This window comes from Embleya sp. AB8, from assembly GCF_049739465.1.
In the GTDB taxonomy this organism is placed as follows: Bacteria; Actinomycetota; Actinomycetes; order Streptomycetales; family Streptomycetaceae; genus Embleya.
In genome coordinates, this window is sequence record NZ_JBMHHY010000012.1 from 53530 (window position 1) to 72719 (window position 19190).

A 19190-nucleotide genomic window follows, 5' to 3' on the forward strand; every position below is an offset into this window, starting at 1 on the left:
GGCCTTTCGGTGCTGCGGGATCCAAGTGCAGGCGACCAACGTCTCGGTGATGTCACATCACCCCCCCAGGGCTCATTACTGACACGCCTGCCGTTTCCCAGCCCGCAAACTCTCGCGCGACATCGTCCAGGAGCCTCGTGTGGACAAGCGGACGGCGCGCCAAGGGCGCGTCGAGTTTCACGGTGACGATCCGCGGAGGGCCGTACCACACCCGAGCAACTGAAGCCGCTCGTGGAGCTTGTCCGCACGGACCAGGCCCTTCGACCGCTCCCATGCAAGTTCGTGCAAGTAACTGGTTCGTGCGTGAACCATCGAGCAGGCTCGTGCCAGGTGTGCGTCAAACCATGACGCGAAGACCCAGGGGGCGACGATGGCGCTGCACAGGCTCGGCAAGGACCCCGAGAGCCCGAACAACGGAAGCCCGACCCTCTACTACGACGACGAGACCGATACCTACGTGTTCCAGTCCTGGAAGGTCACCGACGCCGATCGGTTGGCCGCCATGGATGTGCCCGAGCATGAGACCGTGATCGAGTTCCCGCGACGGATGATGCAGTTTTTCCCGGAGGTTCAGGGTGGCGGCGGTGTCGAAGTTTGAGGAGTTGTTCCGGTCGGTTCAACACACCGCCGTGCACCTGGAGTTGCGCGACGAATACGCCAGGGACGCGGACTTTCGCGCCTGGCGTTCCGGTGCGCGGTTCGATCCGGCCGTGCGTTGGCGGTTCTGGTTCGACCTGGTGTCCGAGACCGTTGCCCGGGGCGTACGGATTCAACGGGCCCGGGTCGTCTCCGAGCCGGTCGGCGACTACATCCGCTACGAGTACGAGGTGACCGCCGGACACAACATCAAGGCGGGCGAAGAGGTCCGCTGGTTGGCCCGCCGCGAAGCCGCCGGCCTCGCCCTGCCGGGCACCGACTTCTGGTTGTTCGACGGCGAGTTGGTGCTGTTCAACCACTTCGCCGGCGACGGCACGATGACTGGCGAGGAAGTGGTGGCCGACCCGACCACGGTCGCGCTGTGCAAAGGGGCGTTCGAAGCCGTGTGGGAACGGGCCACGCCACATGAGGACTACCGGCCCAGCTGATCGTTGTGTCCTCGTCGTCAAGCGTCGTACAGGCGCGCCAGGCTCTCGGGCAGCGGCTGCGGGAGATCCGGAAGGACGCCGGCCTGACGGCGCGCGCACTGGCCGGACTCGCCGGGTGGCACGAGTCCAAGTGTTCGCGCATCGAACACGGCCGTACTCCACCATCCGATGCCGACATCCGAGTCTGGACGGAACTGTGCGACGCACGAGGGCAGACGGCCGACCTGATCGCGGTGGCGCGCGGCATAGCGGGAATGTACGTCGAGTGGCAGCGGATGGAGCGATCCGGGCTCCGGCCGGCGCAGGAGTCGGTGTTGCCGCTGTGGGAACGAACCCGGTGGTTTCGCACCTATTCGTCGTGGCTGGTCCCGGGTCCGCTGCAAACCCGGGCCTACACCCGCGCCCTGCTCTCCGCGATCCGGGACCGGCGGGCGCTCCCCGACGATCTGGAGGCGGCGGTGGCGGTGCGGATGGACAAACAGCGAATGATCCACGAGGGCGGACGCCGCTTCGCGATCGTCATGGAAGAGAGCGTCCTGCGGCACCGCATCGGCGGCGCGGAGACGATGGTCGAACAACTCAACCACCTGATCACGCTCACGTCGTTGCCCTCCATCAGCCTCGGCATCGTCCCGCTGACGGCGAATCGGACGGCACTGTGGCCGGTCGAGGACTTCTGGATCTTCGACCGTGAACAGGTCAACGTCGAATTGGTGTCCGCCTTCCTGACCATCACCCAGCCACGCGAGATCGGCATGTACGCCGAGACGTTCGCCGGACTCGCCGAACCGGCGGTATACGGCGCGGCTGCCAGATCGCGGATCACCGCTGCCATCGACTCGCTCGGGTGAATCCGCGCAAGTTTGCGCACGTTCGTTGGGCACCGACCCGGCCCCTTCTACCGTCGAAGGCATGGCAACAGACGGCTCCGGCTCCGGGCGAGTGGTATCGCACGCTCCGCGCCCAAGTCGCGACTTCGACACCGACATGAGAGGAACGGCAATGGGAAATCATGGCACCCCGCCGGGAAGTGACGAGCGGCCGATCAGTCCCAAGGATCGGAAGCCGTCGAAGCCGACACCCGACACTCCCCCGCCGCCGGGTGGTGGCGATCACCGGAAAGACGGTGACAAGTGAACGTGCCGATTGGTGAGCGTCTCGTGTCGAGCGGAGTGCTGTCGGCGAGTTGGGAGAAGGCGTTCGCGGCTGTCGGGCGGGACGGGTTCGTGCCTGGGCGGGTTTGGCCCTATCGGGACGGGGTCGGGTACGGGCAGGTCGTCGATCGTGGTCGGGATCCGGGTGCCTGGAGTGCCGTCGTCGCCGAGGACATCGCGCTCGTGACCCAGTGGGACGACGGGGCGCATGTCGGGGACGGGCCCGGGGAGTTGGCCTCCTCGTCGGCCTCGGCGCCGACCGCCGTCGCCGTCGAACTCGCGGCGCTCGAACTCGCCGACGGAATGCGGGTGTTGGAGATCGGCACCGGGACCGGATGGACAGCGGCGCTGTTGGCCGCACGCGGCGCCCGCGTCACCACCGTCGAGATCGATCCCGCGATCGCGGCTCGGGCCCGGGACGCGATCGGGCGCGCGGGGTACGGCGAATCCGTCACCGTCGTGGCCGGCGACGGCACACTCGGGCATCCGCCGAGCGCGCCGTTCGATCGGGTCCATGTCACCGCCGGCGTCCGACGTGTCCCCGCCGCCTGGATCGAGCAGACCGTGCCCGGCGGCGTACTGGTTATGCCGTGGGGGACCGACTACAGCCCGGACGACCAGGCCGTTCGGCTTACCGTGGCCGCCGGGAATCGGGCGATCGGGGCGTTTCTCGGCGGGCTGTCGTTCATGAAGTTGCGTTCCCAGCGGGCCGAGTTTCCGGACGCCCACTGGCCCGGGACGTGGAAGCGCACCGCGCGCACCTCCACCCCGGCACTCACGATTGCCGAAGTCACCTACCCGGCCGTGGAGTTCATCCTCGGACTACTGGTCCCGAACTGCATGCCCGACATCTGGGACGCCGAGCGTATGTACCTGTACGGCTGGGAGGGCTCGGGCCGCGACTCCGGCAATGGCGAACACTCCCTCGCCGAAGTCCTCTTCCCCGCCGGCGGCGACACCCCCGTCGTACACCAGGCCGGCCCCCGCGACCTATGGACCGAGGTGGAGACCGCCCACGCCCGATGGTCGGCCGCGGGCCGGCCGGCAGCCGACCGGTTCGGGCTCACCGTCACCGTACGCGGCGGCGATACCGTCGAGGAGCGGGTCTGGTACGAATCACCCGACCGCGAGTTGCCGGCCTGACACTGCGGATCGACCGAATCCGCCGAAGAGCGCCGCCCTCCGCCGCCGACGACGCGGCGAACTCCGGTGTGGGCGGGGGTGATGCGGCCGACCCATGGCCAGGCCCCGGCGTCCGGTCCGGCGTCGCCGAACCGCCGAACCGCCGAGCGGTATATCGTGGGCGGCCACCACGGCATGTAGCTCAACAGCAGAGCACCGGGCTCCTACCCGGAGGGCGCGGGGGCGGCACCCGCCATGCCGGCTCGATCGGAACCACAGGGTCGGGGGCTCACGGGTGCGGGGACTCCCCTCCCCGTCAGCCCACTTCCGGTCCGCCGCTTCGAACCAATCGGGCGGCCAGGTGGTCCGGCAGCTCGATGGCCCCCACGGCCCGAGGATCCGATGCGGCACGGCACTCCCGGCACAGGTCGCCGGGGGCCAAGTCGCGGTTGGGGCGGCCACATTCGGCGCATTCGACCAGGCGCGGCGGCGATTGCCGGGCCGCCGGGACGGCAGCGGTGGTCGACCCGTGCCCGGAACGTGTGGCGTTGGTGAGGCGGTAGTGCAGGAAGCCGGTACGGATCCGGCGACCGCGAGGCAGGTCGCGGGTGAGCGTACGACGCAGCTCGGCGACGGTCCACCCGGCGGCGAGCCGGTCCACGACAAGCGGTACCAGAGTCCGCAAATCCCGTTCCCGGAAGGCGAGTCGGGGATCTACGTCACCCAGCGAACACAACAGCGCGAACGCCTCGTCGTGCGCCGCCGCAACACCCTCGGGCGGCTCCTCGACGCGGTCCGCCGCGCCCCGCCCGGCCACCCTCGGCCCGATCCAGTCGGTACGTCGGCCCGCCATCCGCCCGGTGACGCCGTCCCGGAGCCGACGCCCGGCGGCGAGGCCGCCGGCGATAAGCTCGCCCAGCACGCGGGCGGCGATGTGGCGGCCCACCCGGAGCAGTTGCCGAATGATGTCGATGCTGAGCGGCGTGCCGGACGGCATCGCCTCGTAGCGGACGGCGGCCTCGAACGCGCGCCCTTCGAGGTGGCCATAACGGGCCAACACGCGGGCGGCGGAGTCGTCGATCGGGGCAGGGGCGTCGATAGTCTTGATGTCAGCCATGGTGAGGGTCACGCTCCTCGCGGTGGTCAGGCCCTCTGCCCGGTGTTCGTTGCACCGGCGAGGGCCGCTTTGCGTTTGTCTATGGATACATACGGCTGCGCCCAGTCCACAGGCGTCAACCAAACCACGTCAATCACCCTGTCGAGTGACGCTCGAACCCACCGCAGTGGACGGGCGGCTGCTGCGACCACCACCGCAACGAAGGTCGCTGCGGCCGAAATCGGAGGCACCCCCGGCCGATTCCGACCGGGGGTGCTGGTTCACCTACAACGACTGGCCTGCCTGCCCGCTACCAGAGCACAGCTTGTTGGAGTTGCCCTCTTCCGAGTGGGGACCCACCTTGCCCTCGGCGTTGACCCCCATCCGCTGCTTGCACACCGGACACTTGTGCGTGGGTGCCATACCTATACCTCCTGAAGTTGACCAGTGGGCACGCGCCGTTCCTTGTAGGGGTCGCGCTAGACGCTGTCCGGCAGGGTGTAGTCCGGACCCGGCCGCTGGCCGGAGCTGTGGGCCGTCACGAAGTTCACCCGGATCTTCGCGCCGGAGTGGTAGCGCACGGACAACCCGTACGGGACGGCCCCGGGAGACTCCGCTTCGGAGAATCGGCGGATGGCGGCCACCTCGGACGATTCGGCGATCAGGGCGGCAAGGAATGCTTCGAGCTCGGCGGTCCGTACCTTGGCGCCGTCGATCGCGGGCGCCGACAGGGGCGCCATTGGCTCACCCTCCACCACGGTTTCCGGTTCGCTGTACTGGTCTCCCGGTGACGACTCCGCCGTGACCCCCACCTCGACGACGGCCCCGTTTCGTAGGGTCAGCAGCAGGCCGTAGGGCCCCCGCTTGGGCGAGGCAGGCTCCCCCGCCTCTTCACGCGTCTGCACTTGGGCGACGCTGCCGGATTCGATCAGCCGCTCTTGCAGCCAGGGCGTGAAGCGAGTAGGGCGCACAGAGGTGTCCTTCCGTGGGGAGAGTCAGCAGTCTAGAGCTGGTCGACGGCCTGACCATCGAGGGCGATACCCAGCCAAACCGGTGGTCCCGCCGCAGGGATCGGCGCTCGGGTGGCCTGGTCCGGTCATGCGTTCGCACCCCTCCGGCCGGCTTCCAGCGGATCCAGCAGTTCGGCCCACATGTCGAACTCGGCGGCCGGGCGCACGTTTTCGGCCCGCGCCGCCCGCAGGAGGGCTCGGCGCGCGGCGAGCGAGCCGGCAAACCAGCTTGGACACGACTCGATCACCCACTGGCGGGCGCTGTCCGCGGAGTGCCCTGCCTCGCGCAGCCACATGTACAAGCCCGCACCTTCGACCCACTGGGGCCCGATCGTCGCCCGGCCCCAGTCGAGCAGCACCACTTCTCCGTTGTGCATGCGCACGTTTCCGGGTGACAGGTCGTGGTGCAGCAGGCTGTCTCCCCTCAGGAGTGATCGATCGCGCGGGGTGAGGTAGCGCGCCATGCGATCCACCAACGTGGGCAATCGGGTACCGGCCGCCGGCCGGATGGCGTTAACGCGACGCAGGGCCGCCGCCACCAGGGGCAGGTCCGGAGATCCCGGTGCGTAGTTCGCGGACCGGCCCGAGACCACCGTGTACAGCAGCCCCGACCAGGTGCCGACGCAGAGAACGTCGAGCAGGTGCGCGGCGGGGCCGCAGCCGAGCATCGCCGCCACCTTCTCCTGCGCCTGGCTGACGGCCGACCTCGCGTTGTCGACGCGGTTCGCCAGCTTGACGAAGACCGGCCTGCCTCGATCGGTGCTCAGTACGGCGGCAAACGAACTCGTGTAGGCATCGGTGGGAGTCTCGACGGCGGTCACCCGGCCCGCCGCCTGTTCGATGGCGGCCCGCAGCTCTGCCGGCAGCTCCGTCCACGTGTACCGGCGGGGGGTGGTGTCGGTGGGGACCGGCTCCGATTCGCGGTCGGCGCCTGCGGAGTTGCCCGGGTCGACGCGCAATGGCCGGTCCGGCGGCACGTCGTTCTCGGTACGCGGCGGGCCGAGGAGCTGCCGGGATGGACGTCGACGCGGCGGGTCCCCGGTCGCGGTTGTTGCCGGCCGGTCAGCTGAACGTGCTCTGTATTCTTCGTCTTGCACCTTGCCGTCCTTCGGACTGGTGGTGTGGCAGGTGGGCGGGCGTCGCCTGGAATCGAGTACCCGCCCACCTGGTCATGACGCCCCGTCAGGCTCCCGGAGCGGGATTTCGTCGGGGTCGTGGATCAACTCGGCGGCCGTGGCGTCGTACAGGGACCGGTCGGACCAGCGGCGAACGGTGTGGATCGGCTCGGCGTCGGTACTCCGGATGCCGATGATCTCCCCGCTGTCCCGCCACCGCGTACCGTGCCGCCGCACCGGGTCGCCGATAGCGAACTCGGGCTGCCTGCCTGCCAGTTGGGGCGATATGACCGCTGGCCTCAACTCGGCGGGGTGGTCTACGGACGACGTGAATCGGATTGTTGTCCGGTCTTCGGTCATGGGCGACCCTTTCGCTGGCCCGACGGGCGGGGTGTAGACGGCCTCGGCAGCAGCGGCGGCCGAGAGAACGGACACGTCGCCCACTCGGGCGGTGAACTCGGTCCCGCCCAGGGTGCGGGCGCAGACGCTTTGACCGGTGCTGGACTCGCAGATGCCGCACAGGCCGGTGAGACGGTCCCGGATCCACACCCCCTGGGTGGGTGGTGTCGTCACTGGGTCCGACCGAATCTGGTGCATGTCAGTACCTCTCGCCCGCAGTTGGCGGTGCGCTCGACCTCCGGACGAGACGGATGAAAATCACGGAGAGTCAAGAACTCGTGACACAATGAACGCTGACACGCAAACGCACTTGCGGCAAGCTATGCGCCAGTCATGCCACAGACTTGAGTCAGGATGCGATGGCGAGGGCAACGATGAGAAACCAGCCGGGCGATGTGGGCTCCGAACTTCGCCGCCTACGAAAGGCGGCCGGGATGCGACAGGAGGACGTGGCACGGTTGGCCGGGTGGGATGCATCCACCCTGTCCCGTCTTGAAACCGGGAAGGCCAAAGTTGATGAATCACACCTATGTGCAGTTGCTCAAGCCCTCAACCTGACGCCAGTTGAGCGTATGCGCCTGGACCGCCTTGCCGGTGGTGCGCACTACGAGCCCGTGGAGTGGTGGGCGCGATATCACGAAGTACTCGTGCCGGAGTACGAACAACTCATTTATCTGGAGTCGATCGCTACCACTATGCACGCAGCGTCCACTCTCGTACCGGGGCCCATGCAGACCGAGGGGTATGCCACTGCGACGATCATGCTCAGCTCGTTCGTACCTGACCCTGACGACGCCGATGCTCTGCTGCAAGTCCGTTTGGGGCGACGACGCGTCATTACAGACGGCAGCGTGCAACTCACTGCAACGCTGGCCGAGGCAGTACTAACACACGCGTTTTGCGGCCCTGTAGCATTGCAAGAGCAGTTGCGCTACCTGCTTGACCTAAGCGATCTGGAGAATGTGAGCCTCAAGATCGTGCCGAGTTCGGCCGAAGCGGTTCCATTTCTGGGCGGGGTCACAATCCTCGACACCCCCGAAAGCAACCAAGTGGCACTTGTTGAGTACCAGTCGGGCACGCAGCTACTGAAGGACGAGCGCACGGTACGGCGATACCGCCGCGACGTGGATCGCTACCGCGCGGAAGCGAGATCCGAAGAGGAATCGCGGCGGATGATAATGGAAAGATTGGGTGTCCTGTGAACATCGACGAGCGCTCATGGCGCAAATCGCGCTACTCCAACGGCAATGCATCCTGCGTAGAGGTAGCGCCCCTGCCAGCGTCCACCGGCATACGTGACACCAAGGACCGCAGTCGCGGCCACCTGGAGGCCGGACCGGCCGCGTGGCGCGAGCTGCTGAACGCACTCAAACAGTAAACGTGAAGAAGCCTCCGACCTGGGGGCTTCTTTCATTGATCAGGATCGGAGGTGTACTACGACAGGGAAGTCCAATGGCCGGACCAGCGTAAATCCCAGGCAGACGAGTCGCGACGAATGATCACGGATAGATTGGATGTGCTTTGACCAGCATCGAGAACTACACGTGGCGCAAATCCGCAGCCTCGAGCGGGAACGACGCGTGCGTCGAGGTGGCCTCGCTTCCAACCTCCACTGGCATACGCGACACCAAGGACCGCAGTCGCGGCCACTTGGAGGCCGGCCCGGCCGCATGGGTCGAGCTGCTGAACGCACTCAAGCGGTAGAGATGGGCGCCATCGATGCGCATACGTGGCGAAAGTCTAGCCGGTCACAGTCCAATGATGCCTGTGTTGAGGTAGCGCCACTGCCGACCTCCACCGGCATACGTGACACCAAGGACCGCGATCGCGGCCACCTGGAGGCCGGACCGGCCGCGTGGCGCGAGCTGCTGAACGCACTCAAACGGTAGCGACGAAGGAAGAAGCCCCCGGCTCCGGGGGCTTCTTCCTTTGGTTGCAATCGGAGGCATCCGGCGGCACAGAGTCCAGCGTTCGCCGAGATCGGATCCGGGAACCTCGCCAGACGCCGGCCGCCGCCCCGAAGGGGCGGCCGGCCCAGTAGTAGCCCAGAACGCCGATCCCCCGACCAGCGGATCTCCGCACCAACGGCCCGACCAGCCCAAACGCCGATCAGCCCCGGCCACTTGACCGACCGTCGAACTCCCCGCCCATCGGACCCTACGACCTACGGACACCCAACCGCCCCAGCACGACGCCCCATTGGCACCGCCCGAGTTGCAACCGGCCGACGCGCCAAGCCACTCAGGCCGATATGGCCTCCGCCTCGGCCCCGTCGAACGGCGGATAGCTCTCGCCACCCATCCGCTCCGCCGCATCGATGTAGTCGGCCAGCGCGTCCCGGGACTGCGCGAGCGTAGCCATCTGATCGTCAAGTCGCCGCAACCGTGCCCGCATCGCGGCCACCAGTTCGGGGCACCCGGGCAACTCCGGTGCCTCGCCCACCGCGCACGGCAGCACGTACGCGATGTCCTCGGAGGACAGCCGGGCGCCGAGCAGGTGCCGGATCTGCTTCACCCGCAGCACGGCGCTCTCGTCGTACTCGCGGTATCCGTTCGCACCGCGGTCCGCCTCCAGCAGGCCCTGGGTCTCGTAGTAGCGCAGCTGATGGGCGTTGACGCCCGTCCGACGACTCAGTTCCCCGATCCGCATCGAAAACCTCGCTTGACCTTCACACCGGTATGAACGTTGACGATGCTGCCATGGACATCGACAAGACCAATTCACCCGTGCCAGTGCCAGCGCCCATGCCAGCGCCAGTGCCCGCACCCGCGCCCGCACCATCGCCATCGCCATCGCCAGTGACCGTCATCGGGCTCGGCCTGATGGGCCGGGCACTCGCCGGCGCGTTCCTGGCGGCCGGGCATCCGACCACCGTGTGGAACCGTACGCCCGCCAGGGCCGACCGGCTGGTGGCCGAGGGCGCCCGGCGGGCGGCGACGGTCGGGGACGCGCTCGAAGCCGGCGGCCTGGTGATCATCTGCGTCACCGACTACCAGGCCATGTACGACCTTTTCGGCGACGCGAGTGACGGCGCGGTCGGCGCGAGTGACCGCACGCTCGACGGCACCACGTTGATCAATCTGACCTCGGGCAGCTCGGCCCAAGCCCGGGAGGCCGCCCGCTGGGCCGAGCAGCGCGGTGCCCGCTACCTGGACGGCGCGATCATGGCCATCCCGGCGGCGATCGGGACCGAGGAGGCGGTGCTTCTGCACAGCGGGCCGCAGTCGGACTTCGACGCGCACAGGTCGACACTCGCCGCGCTCGGCACCGTCACCCACCTCGGCGAGGACCATGGGCTGGCATCGTTGTACGACGTGGCCGGCCTGGCCATGATGTGGAGCGTCCTGAACGCCTGGCTCCAGGGCACCGCCCTGCTCAGGACGGCCGGCGTCGACGCCGCGACGTACGCGCCGTTCGCGCGGCAGATCGCCGCCGGCGTGGCCGAATGGCTACCCGGGTACGCCGAGCAGATCGACCGCGGCGCCTTCCCCGCCGAGGTGGCGGCCCTGGAAACGGACGCACGGTCGATGGCCCACCTGATCGAGGAAAGCGAAGCGGCCGGCGTCAACACCGAACTCCCGAACCTGCTCAAGACCATGGCCGACCGCGCCATCGCCGCCGGCCACGGCGGGGAGCAATACCCGGTCCTGATCGAAGAGTTCGGCAAATCTCACAACGCCGCCTGACCCGACCACGCGGAGCGCTCCGGAGCATCCCTCCGGGGCGCTCGGAGCAGCAGCGGCGCGGTCGCCGGCACGAGCACACCGGCCAGGCCGATGGCCGTACGCGGGCCCAGTAGGCCGCTCTGCACGAGGTCAAGCCGAGAGAGACCACACCTTCAGTTGATATCAATGCGTCATCAACCAACTTCGGAGTGTGTAGCTTGGCCGCATGAGTGCTGAAATCACCCGCCGATTGATCCTGATGCGACATGGCAAGTCCGAATGGTCGGACGTGGACGACCATGAGCGCCCGCTCGCGGAGCTGGGTCGCAAGGACGCGCCGGTTGCCGGCAAGTGGCTGGCCGGCGCCGGTATTGCTCCCGACCTTGCCCTCTGTTCGACGGCCGCACGGTGCCGGGAGACCTGGAAGCTCGCGGTTGCCGAACTACCGCAGCGCCCCCGGACGGTCTATGAAGACCGCCTCTACGAGGCTTCGGTGGGTGAGCTGATCGCGGTGCTCAACGAGGCATCCGACGAGCTCACGGATCTGCTGCTGGTCGGCCACAATCCCGGCATGCATGGGCTCGCCGATGCCCTTGCGGGCGAGAGCGAGGGCGACTTGCTCGCGCGGATGAACCGCAGTGGATTCCCGACCACCTCGGTCGCCGTCCTGACCTTCCAAGGGTCCTGGAAGGCCGTTGAGCATGGGATTGCCCGCCTGGTCGGCTTCCGGGCCCCCGAGCGCGTGAGCAGCCGACCGAAGTGATGCCTCACCGGGCGTGAACGCCATCGCCGCCGGCCACGGCGGGGAGCAATACCCGGTCCTGATCGAAGAGTTCGGCAAACCTCACAACGCCGCCTGACCCGACCACGCGGAGCGCTCCGGAGCATCCCTCCGGGGCGCTCGAGGCAGCAGCAGCGGAGTCGCCAGCAGAAGCACGCCGGCCAGGCCGATGGCCGTACGCGGGCCGAGCAGGCTGCCCAGCACGCCCCAGAGGGCGGTCAGGAGCGCGGTCGTGGCCTTGTTCGTCACCGACCACGCGGACAGGGTGCGGGCGACCCGGTCGGTCGCGGTGCGTTCGAGGCGGTAGGTGGAGTAGACGGGGTTGAAGACCCCGCAGCAGAAGATCAGTCCCAACTCGACGCCCATCACCAGGAGCAGTCCGCCGGTCCCCGGCCCCACGAAGGCCAGCCCGACCGGCCAGAGCGCGCGCAGCGTACCGGCCACGACCAGGACCCGGTGTTGCCCGTACCGACCGACCAGCGGTCGGGCCAGCCGCGAACCGAGCAACCCGCCGATCGCGGGCGCGGCGAAGGCGAGGCCGTACTGCCACGGTGTGAACCCGAGCCGCCCGAGCATCAGGACGGTCAGGAGCGGCGTGACGGCCATCAACAGGCCGTTGAACAAGGTGCTGTTGAAGAACAGCGGTCGCAGCGACGCGTCGGCGAGGATGTACCGCCACCCGTCGAGCAGGTCCCCGGCCCGCATGCGCGCGACCTCCCGGCGCTCGGGCCGCGGTTCCTTGCCGCCGATCGCGCGGATGCCCAGGGCGGAGAGCAGGTAGCTGACCGCGTCGGCCACCACCGTCGTCACCGGACCGAGCAGCCCGATCGCGGCGCCACCCAGCGGCGGTCCGATGATCGTGGTCGTCCAGGCGGTGGACTCGAATCGGGCGTTGGCGACGAGCAGGTCCTCGGCCGGCAGCAGCGTCTTGAGGTACGCGCCGGAGGCGGCGCCGAAGGTGATGTCGGCCGCCGCGACGACGACCGAGACCAGCAGGAGCTGGACGAAGGAGAGCACGCCGAGCGCGAACGCGGCCGGGATCGTCAGCAGCGCCGCAAACCGCACCAGGTCCATCCCGATCAGCACGTGCCGCTTGCGGCGGAACTCCACCCACGGGCCGAGCGGCACCGCCACGGCCGCACCCACCGCCGCTCCTGCGGAGGACAACGCCGCCACCTCCGCCGGCCCGGCGTCCAGCACCTGGATGGCGATCAGCGGGAACGCGCCGAAGGCAAGCCACGTGCCGAGCGCGCTGGTCCCGTACGCTCCCCACAACCACCCGAACCGCCGCCCCAGCCGATGCCCCATCCGGTGCCCGTTCCGCATGTCCGACGCCCCCGTCACTCATCCGCACAACCCACACGACCCACACGACCCGCGCAACCCGCGCAACCCGCGCAACCCGCGCAACCCGCATAACCCGCGCAACCCGCACGACCGCACAACCGATCCGCGATCGGAAACATCAAAGCGAGCGCCGGGCCCGGGGATCAAACAACCGGGGAGCCGCTCGGCCACAACCAATGGTTGTACCCCTAGGGTGTCCGCATGGATCTCGACGCCGCCCGGACCTTCGTCGCCGTTGCCGACGCGGGACAGTTCCAGGAGGCCGCCGCCGAGCTGGCGATCACCCAGCAGGCCGTCTCCAAGCGCATCGCCGCACTGGAGCGCGACCTCGGCGTACGGCTGTTCACCCGCACCCCGCGCGGCGCCGAACTCACCATCGACGGCCAGGCGTTCCTGCCCCACGCCCGCGAACTGCTGCGGGTGGCCGAGCGCGCGGTCGCCTCCGTGCACACCGGCCGCCGGCCGCTGCGCGTCGACGTGATCGGCTCGCGCGGCGCGGGGTCGAGCCTGATGCGCGGCTTCCACCACGCGCACCCCGAGATCGACCTCGACGTGCTGATGTTGTTCGACATCGAGACGGCCGTCGCCGGCATCCGGTCCGGTGCGCTCGACGCATCCTTTCGCGCTGTCACCGCGCCCGGCCGACCCCCCCTGCCCGAGGACATCGAGTCCGTCCGGGTGCTCGACGAGCCGCTACAGCTGCTCACCGGCCCCGCGCACGCGTTGGCGCGCGCCCGGTCGGTACCCCTCGCTCGGCTCGCCGGGCACCGAATCTGGATGCCCGGCATCGTCCCCGGTTCGGAGTGGGCCGCCTACTATGACGACCTGGTCGCCGAGTTCGACCTCACCATCGAGGCGACCGGCCCCAACTTCGGCTCCGACGTGCTCCTCGACACCATCGCCGACACCCCGGCCCTGGCCACCTTCATGGGCGGGCACACCCGCCTCGTCTGGCCCGCCGACCACGGCCTGCGCCGCATCCCGGTGACCGACCCGATGCCCGTCTACCCGCACTCGCTGATCTGGCACCGCGACAACCCGCACCCCGCGCTGACCACCCTCCGCGCCCACCTCGCCGCCACGACGACCGGGCACGACGCCCCCGGGACCTGGGCGCCGAACTGGGCAACCGGGCGTTGAACGCCGCCGCCTCGGCGTGGCCCACCGGGGGGTTGGCCCTACCTGAAGCCGGGTGGGTGGCGGGATCGCCCCGGGCGGGCGCATCGGGACATCCTGGGTTCGGCACATACCGCTGGATTCCCAATGATTTCCCAGGAGTTGACTCGTGCGTGAGCAGCAGGCGTGGCGGCAGGCATGGCAGCAGGCGTGGCAGTGGCGTGGTTCTTCCGAGCAGCCGCAGCCGCAGCCGCAGTCGCAGCCGCAGCAACAGCGGCGGCGGCGGAGCGGTCGACGCGGAGCCGTCTCGGGCGTAGCCGTGCTGGCGGTCGGCGTCCTGGCGATGGGTGCCCTGGCGCCGTCCTCGGCATCCGCCGCCACCAGGCCGGACGCCGTGCAACCGGGCCTGAACGCGCTGGTGAGCGCCGATGGCATGCCCGCCGCGCTGGCGAGCGTCAAGGGCCGCGACGGCCGTACCCACACCTACACCGCAGGGGTCGGCAACCTGGCCACCGGCGCGCCGGTACCCAGGGACGGGCAGGTACGAATCGGCAGCAACACCAAGGCGTTCACCGCGGTGGTCGTGCTGCAACTGGTCGCCGAAGGGCGGATCGACCTCGATGCCTGGGTCGACACCTACCTCCCGGGCCTGGTCCGCGGCGAGGGGATCGACGGACGCCGCATCACCGTCCGTCAGCTCCTGCAACAGACCAGCGGACTGCCCAACTACACCGAGTACGACCTCCAACTCCGCAACTACAAACCCCTCGAACTCGTCGACATCGCTCTCCGGCACCCGGCCCGCTTCATCCCCGGGGAGAAGTGGGAGTACAGCAACACGAACTACGTGCTGGCCGGCCTGATCGTGGAGAAGGTCACCAGCCGACCCATCGCCAAGGAGCTGGAACGGCGCATCATCAAGCCCCTCGGCCTGCGCCACACCTACTTCCCCGCACCCGGTGACGTGACCATCCGAGAGCCCCATCCCCAGGGCTACGACCGGGAGTCGGCGAGCGCGCCACTGCGCGACATCACCGAGATGGACCCCTCGTGGACGTGGGCGGCGGGTCAGCTGATCTCCACCAACTCCGACCTCAACCGGTTCTACACCGCGCTCCTGTCCCCCGGCCGCCTCCTCCCGGCGGCCCAACTCGCCCAGATGCGCACCACCGTGCCCGCCGAGAGCACCTTCGGCCCCGGCGCCCGCTACGGACTGGGACTCGTGAGCAAGCCGCTGTCGTGTGGCCGCGGCGGCCTCTACTGGGGCCACGGCGGCAGCTTCCCGGGCTACGAGACCCGCGGCGGCGCCACCGACGACGGCCGCGCGGCCAACGTCGCGGTGACGATCCAGCCGACCGACAAGTCGGCCATGACGCGCGTCGACGCCGTCGTGGAGACGGCCTTGTGCGGCTGAAGCCAGACGTCAGATGACCTGGACCACCGTAATCACCAGCTCACTTGCCGTGATCTGGTAGACCACGAACACCGAACCGCACGTGGCCTCTCGCCGGTCCTTGCTGTAGGTGGGACTGGATCCGGACCCGTAGGGATCGCAGGCGATCCGCGCGATTCCGCTATCCAGATCCCGCCGCTGCGCCGGATTCAGGTCGCGGCGGGCCTTCTCGGAGACGGGACTGCACCGTACGGAGTACGTCATCGCGGTCCTCCCCCATGATCATGCGTACTTCGGCTTCCTCGTGGATTCCTTGCACCCAGTCGTGGACACGCTCCACCGCCTCCTGCATGTCGGTGGTGGAGCGTGACCACCGCACCATCGTGGCGAGCATGTCCCGCGCCGGGGTGTTCTCGATCGCCTTCGTGAAGTCGCCGCGCCGGCCCTCGGGCAGCGACTCACGAATGCCCGCGATCGTCGCCGGAATGACGTACCACCGACCCTCTTCGACCTGCGTCACGAACAACCGACCACCCTGGTCGTCGGGCCGGTCGGAATCAGGTCGTTCAACGTGCTCGTCCATAGGCTTCCTTCGAAGTGCGTCACAGCCCGACTACAGCCAGTGTGCATCGAATCGGGCCATTCGTGAAGCCGCGCACGCTCACCTCGCGCCGCGCCACACCACGCCGAGAAATGGGTGCGCGCGGGCGAACTCCCCACCGCCACGCGGTCCCGCGCCCCCTCGGCCGGACCCGTCCCGCCGCCCAAGATCGGTGCCGGCTCGGGACACCAACAGGCGTAGGAGGCATCATGAGCGTGACCACTTTCGAGGGGGCAACCATGGACGACGAGGAACTGAGCCAACGCCATGAGGGCATCGCTCGGGCGCTCGACCTGGCCGACCTGGCCGACGCGATCATCGAGGACGCCGAACGCCAGGGCTTGTCCCCGATCCCGGCCTATGTCGAGGCGTTCACTGTGGTGCCCGCCGAGGACGACATCACCCCGGACACCACCCTCGACGCCGGTGGGATTTGCCCCGTGTGTCGCGATACCCGGGTGATCATTCGGCAACAGCCGCTCGGACGGCGCTACTGCGTCGAATGCCAATCCGCGTGGTTCCTCGAAGAGAACTGACGCGTACCCTCGTTGCATGACGTACGAGCGGGAGCCCAGACGTGAGCCCATGCGATGCCCCCAGTGCATGAGCATTCACGTGATGCTGCGTATGGAACCGCATCCTCGGTTGTGTGCGGACTGCCGGCACGAGTGGCCCCGGGACGACGATCTCAACCCACTGCCCACGGGTTGGGACACTCTCCCGCAACGCCGCACCACGAACTGACCCCGCCTCAGGGTCGGCACGGCGGATAACGGACAGGCAACCGACACACCGCCCACACACCGCCACACACAGCCGACACACCGCCGACGCAGACCCGATCGCGCGCGAACTTCCCGGCGACCGCGGCGTGATCGAGCGTCGCGCGGCTCGCGCCGGCGGTCCGCACCCGGCTGTCGGCCCGCCCCCGTACGATCGTTGACTCCGTCGCGTGCGCCTCCGCCCGGCCCGCGCGACCGATCCGGGCCCGCCGAAGCCCGTCGTGGACGACCTACGGAGCCGCATGATCAACGACATCGTCATCACCGGCGCGCGCGAAAACAACCTCAAGGACGTCTCGCTGCGCATCCCGAAGAACCGGATCGTCGTCTTCACCGGCCCGTCCGGATCCGGCAAGTCATCCATCGTCTTCGACACCGTCGCGGTCGAGTCCAAGCGGCAACTCAACGAAACCTTCTCGGCGTTCGAGCGCAAGTTCCTCCCCCGCCACGAACGCCCGCACGCGGACGCGATCGAGAACGTATCCCCGGCCATCGTGGTCGATCAGAAGCCGATCGGTGCCAACTCCCGCTCCACGGTGGGCACGATGACCGACATCAACCCGCTCCTCAGGGTGCTCTTCTCCCGGATCGCCGAGCCCTCGGCCGGCACCCCCGCGATGTACTCGTTCAACGACCCCGGCGGCATGTGTCCCACCTGCGCCGGCCTCGGTCGGACCGTACGGGCCGACCACGCACGCCTGTTGGACACCGCCAAGTCGTTGGACACCGGCGCGTTCCGGGTCGGCCTGCTCGCGGTCGCGATGTACCAGGCCTCCGGCCTGTTCGACAACGCCAAGCCGCTCGCGGACTACACCGACGCCGAGTTCGCGCTGCTCACCCGCGGCGACCCGGACCGGGTGATCAAGTTCAAGTGGGTCACCCCCGACGGCACGGTCAACGTGACCTTCGAAGGCGTGTACAACCGCTTCGACCGGCTCTACCTCAACCGCGACGTGTCCACGCTCAGTGCCAAGACCCGCGAGGTCGTCGAGGGCTACCTGACCGAAGGGCCGTGCCCGGACTGCGCCGGCGCCCGCCTCAATCCGGCCGTACTGGCCGCCCGCATCGACGGCTACCACATCGCCGACTACTGCGCCCTCGAAGTCGGCGATCTGATCGGGGTGTTGACCAAGATCGAGGACCCGATCGGCGGGCCGGTCGCCGAGGCCGCCGCCGCGGCGCTGCGGCGGATCGTCGACATCGGCCTGTCCTACCTCAGCCTGGATCGGGAGACCGGCACGCTGTCCGGCGGCGAGGGGCAACGTCTGAAGATGGTCCGCCACCTCGGCTCCAGCCTCACCGGCATGACGTACATCTTCGACGAGCCGAGCGTCGGCCTGCATCCGCGCGACGTGCACCGGCTCAACGAACTCCTGGTCGCACTGCGGGACCAGGGGAACAGCGTGCTGGTCGTCGAGCACGACCCGGACGTGATCGCCGTCGCCGACCACGTGATCGACATGGGCCCGCACGCCGGTTCGCACGGCGGCGAGCTGGTCTTCGCCGGCACCGTCGAGGAACTGCTCGGGACGGACACCCTCACCGGCCGCTTCCTGAACCGGGGCACGGTGGTCAAGACCGACTTCCGCGTCCCCACCGGCCGACTCCCGATCCGCGGCGCCAACCTGCACAACCTGCGCGATGTCGACGTGGACATCCCCACCGGCGTACTCACCGTGTTCACCGGCGTCGCGGGCTCCGGCAAGAGCAGCCTGGTCTCCGAGGTGTTCGCCGCCGCCTATCCCGAGACCATCGTCATCGACCAATCCGCCATCGCGGCCAACTCCCGTTCCATGCCCGCGAGTCACCTGGGCATCATGGACCCGATCCGGGCCCTGTTCGCCAAGGCGAGCGGGCAGAAGCCGGGGCTGTTCAGCTTCAACTCGGCCGGCGCCTGCGGGGCCTGCCAGGGGCGCGGGTCGATCACCGTCGAGATGGCCTTCATGGACCCGGTGACCACGATCTGCGAACGCTGCGAGGGACTTCGCTTCGACGCCGAGGTGCTGAAGTATCCGCTGCGCGGCAGGTCGATCGTCGACGTGCTCGCCCTGACCGTCGAGGACGCGCAGGAGTTCTTCACCGAGAAGCGGATCCGCCCGCACCTGGCCGCGCTCACCGAAGTCGGCCTGGGCTATCTCACGTTGGGCCAGCCGCTCGGCACGCTCTCCGGCGGCGAACGGCAACGCCTCAAGCTGGCCGGCGAGTTGCCCAAGACCGGCGGCATCTACGTACTCGACGAGCCGACCACGGGCCTGCACATGTCCGACGTGGACACGGTGCTCGCCCTCCTCGACCGCCTCGTCGACGGCGGCAACACCCTGCTGGTGATCGAGCACAACCTGGACGTGGTCGGCCGCGCGGACTGGGTGATCGACCTCGGCCCGGACGGCGGCAAGCAGGGCGGCACCGTGGTGTTCGAGGGCACTCCGACCCAACTGCTTGCCGCAGCACACTCGTTGACCGGCGAATACCTGCGCCGCAACCTGAACCGAGGCGCGGCCCGAGCCCAAGCCTGAGTCTTGGC

The 19190-nt window shown here is 68.8% G+C and carries 21 protein-coding genes and 1 tRNA gene; 15 read left to right on the top strand and 7 right to left on the bottom strand.

Annotated elements, in window-relative coordinates; all coding sequences use genetic code 11:
- Window positions 1-370 precede the first annotated feature (370 nt).
- The 5 genes from ABIA38_RS18615 to ABIA38_RS18635 all read left to right on the top strand — a co-directional run bounded on the left by ABIA38_RS18615 (window position 371) and on the right by ABIA38_RS18635 (window position 3623).
- Complete coding sequence (locus ABIA38_RS18615) at window positions 371-598, top strand: hypothetical protein (protein WP_424639803.1); 228 nt, start codon at window positions 371-373, stop codon at window positions 596-598.
- The gene (locus ABIA38_RS18620; RefSeq protein ID WP_424639804.1) at window positions 576-1085 is read left to right on the top strand and encodes a DUF6879 family protein; all 510 of its coding nucleotides are present in this window, start codon (window positions 576-578) and stop codon (window positions 1083-1085) included. Before ABIA38_RS18615 ends, ABIA38_RS18620 begins: the two co-directional genes overlap by 23 nt.
- Window positions 1085-1936 carry a helix-turn-helix domain-containing protein gene (locus ABIA38_RS18625; protein ID WP_424640055.1) on the top strand — a complete coding sequence of 284 codons (852 nt, stop codon included), beginning with the start codon at window positions 1085-1087 and terminating at the stop codon, window positions 1934-1936. Before ABIA38_RS18620 ends, ABIA38_RS18625 begins: the two co-directional genes overlap by 1 nt.
- Window positions 1937-2245: 309 nt before the next feature.
- On the top strand, window positions 2246-3382 hold the full coding sequence (locus ABIA38_RS18630; RefSeq protein WP_424639805.1) for a methyltransferase domain-containing protein: 1137 nt from the start codon (window positions 2246-2248) through the stop codon (window positions 3380-3382).
- Window positions 3383-3552: 170 nt separating this feature from the next.
- Window positions 3553-3623: transfer RNA gene (locus ABIA38_RS18635), tRNA-OTHER, on the top strand.
- A gap of 54 nt (window positions 3624-3677) precedes the next feature.
- On the opposite strand, the gene ABIA38_RS18640 is transcribed toward ABIA38_RS18635, so the two are convergent.
- The 4 genes from ABIA38_RS18640 to ABIA38_RS18655 form a co-directional block, all read right to left on the bottom strand.
- Window positions 3678-4478 carry a hypothetical protein gene (locus ABIA38_RS18640; RefSeq protein ID WP_424639806.1) on the bottom strand — a complete coding sequence of 267 codons (801 nt, stop codon included), beginning with the start codon at window positions 4476-4478 and terminating at the stop codon, window positions 3678-3680.
- A 458-nt stretch (window positions 4479-4936) separates the two neighbouring features.
- A complete protein-coding gene (locus ABIA38_RS18645) occupies window positions 4937-5428 on the bottom strand; it encodes a hypothetical protein (protein WP_424639807.1) in 492 nt (163 codons plus the stop codon).
- A gap of 125 nt (window positions 5429-5553) precedes the next feature.
- Entirely contained in the window at window positions 5554-6444 is an 891-nt protein-coding gene (locus ABIA38_RS18650) for a phosphotransferase family protein (RefSeq protein ID WP_424639808.1), read from the bottom strand.
- A gap of 192 nt (window positions 6445-6636) precedes the next feature.
- Window positions 6637-6942: a hypothetical protein gene (locus ABIA38_RS18655; RefSeq protein WP_424639809.1), complete on the bottom strand. Its 306-nt coding sequence runs from the start codon at window positions 6940-6942 to the stop codon at window positions 6637-6639.
- Window positions 6943-7355: 413 nt separating this feature from the next.
- On the opposite strand from ABIA38_RS18655, the gene ABIA38_RS18660 reads away from it, so the two are divergent.
- The 4 genes from ABIA38_RS18660 to ABIA38_RS18675 all read left to right on the top strand — a co-directional run bounded on the left by ABIA38_RS18660 (window position 7356) and on the right by ABIA38_RS18675 (window position 8870).
- Complete coding sequence (locus ABIA38_RS18660; protein WP_424640056.1) at window positions 7356-8183, top strand: helix-turn-helix domain-containing protein; 828 nt, start codon at window positions 7356-7358, stop codon at window positions 8181-8183.
- Window positions 8180-8359 carry a DUF397 domain-containing protein gene (locus tag ABIA38_RS18665; RefSeq protein WP_424639810.1) on the top strand — a complete coding sequence of 60 codons (180 nt, stop codon included), beginning with the start codon at window positions 8180-8182 and terminating at the stop codon, window positions 8357-8359. The genes ABIA38_RS18660 and ABIA38_RS18665 overlap by 4 nt, the downstream gene beginning before the upstream one ends.
- A gap of 143 nt (window positions 8360-8502) precedes the next feature.
- A complete protein-coding gene (locus ABIA38_RS18670) occupies window positions 8503-8685 on the top strand; it encodes a DUF397 domain-containing protein (protein WP_424639811.1) in 183 nt (60 codons plus the stop codon).
- Between the two features lie 2 nt (window positions 8686-8687).
- Window positions 8688-8870 carry a DUF397 domain-containing protein gene (locus ABIA38_RS18675; protein ID WP_424639812.1) on the top strand — a complete coding sequence of 61 codons (183 nt, stop codon included), beginning with the start codon at window positions 8688-8690 and terminating at the stop codon, window positions 8868-8870.
- Window positions 8871-9222: 352 nt separating this feature from the next.
- Here the strand turns inward: ABIA38_RS18675 and ABIA38_RS18680 are convergent, their stop codons facing one another.
- On the bottom strand, window positions 9223-9630 hold the full coding sequence (locus ABIA38_RS18680; RefSeq protein WP_424639813.1) for a MerR family transcriptional regulator: 408 nt from the start codon (window positions 9628-9630) through the stop codon (window positions 9223-9225).
- 95 nt (window positions 9631-9725) lie between these two features.
- Between ABIA38_RS18680 and ABIA38_RS18685 the strand changes: the two genes are divergently transcribed.
- Both ABIA38_RS18685 and ABIA38_RS18690 read left to right on the top strand, forming a co-directional pair.
- The gene (locus ABIA38_RS18685) at window positions 9726-10667 is read left to right on the top strand and encodes an NAD(P)-dependent oxidoreductase (RefSeq protein WP_424639814.1); all 942 of its coding nucleotides are present in this window, start codon (window positions 9726-9728) and stop codon (window positions 10665-10667) included.
- 205 nt (window positions 10668-10872) lie between these two features.
- Window positions 10873-11409: a SixA phosphatase family protein gene (locus ABIA38_RS18690; protein ID WP_424639815.1), complete on the top strand. Its 537-nt coding sequence runs from the start codon at window positions 10873-10875 to the stop codon at window positions 11407-11409.
- 81 nt (window positions 11410-11490) lie between these two features.
- Here the strand turns inward: ABIA38_RS18690 and ABIA38_RS18695 are convergent, their stop codons facing one another.
- Window positions 11491-12753 (bottom strand): MFS transporter, encoded by a 1263-nt coding sequence (locus ABIA38_RS18695; RefSeq protein WP_424639816.1) that lies wholly within the window; start codon window positions 12751-12753, stop codon window positions 11491-11493.
- Window positions 12754-12975: 222 nt separating this feature from the next.
- Here ABIA38_RS18695 and ABIA38_RS18700 point away from each other — a divergent pair, with 222 nt between their 5' ends.
- Together ABIA38_RS18700 and ABIA38_RS18705 are read left to right on the top strand one after the other, a co-directional pair.
- A complete protein-coding gene (locus tag ABIA38_RS18700; protein WP_424639817.1) occupies window positions 12976-13914 on the top strand; it encodes a LysR family transcriptional regulator in 939 nt (312 codons plus the stop codon).
- A gap of 319 nt (window positions 13915-14233) precedes the next feature.
- Entirely contained in the window at window positions 14234-15304 is a 1071-nt protein-coding gene (locus tag ABIA38_RS18705) for a serine hydrolase domain-containing protein (protein WP_424640057.1), read from the top strand.
- A gap of 9 nt (window positions 15305-15313) precedes the next feature.
- On the opposite strand, the gene ABIA38_RS18710 is transcribed toward ABIA38_RS18705, so the two are convergent.
- Window positions 15314-15547 carry a hypothetical protein gene (locus tag ABIA38_RS18710; RefSeq protein WP_424639818.1) on the bottom strand — a complete coding sequence of 78 codons (234 nt, stop codon included), beginning with the start codon at window positions 15545-15547 and terminating at the stop codon, window positions 15314-15316.
- Window positions 15548-16093: 546 nt separating this feature from the next.
- Between ABIA38_RS18710 and ABIA38_RS18715 the strand changes: the two genes are divergently transcribed.
- Entirely contained in the window at window positions 16094-16420 is a 327-nt protein-coding gene (locus ABIA38_RS18715; RefSeq protein WP_424639819.1) for a hypothetical protein, read from the top strand.
- 488 nt (window positions 16421-16908) lie between these two features.
- Entirely contained in the window at window positions 16909-19182 is a 2274-nt protein-coding gene (locus ABIA38_RS18720; protein ID WP_424639820.1) for an ATP-binding cassette domain-containing protein, read from the top strand.
- Window positions 19183-19190: the final 8 nt, after the last annotated feature.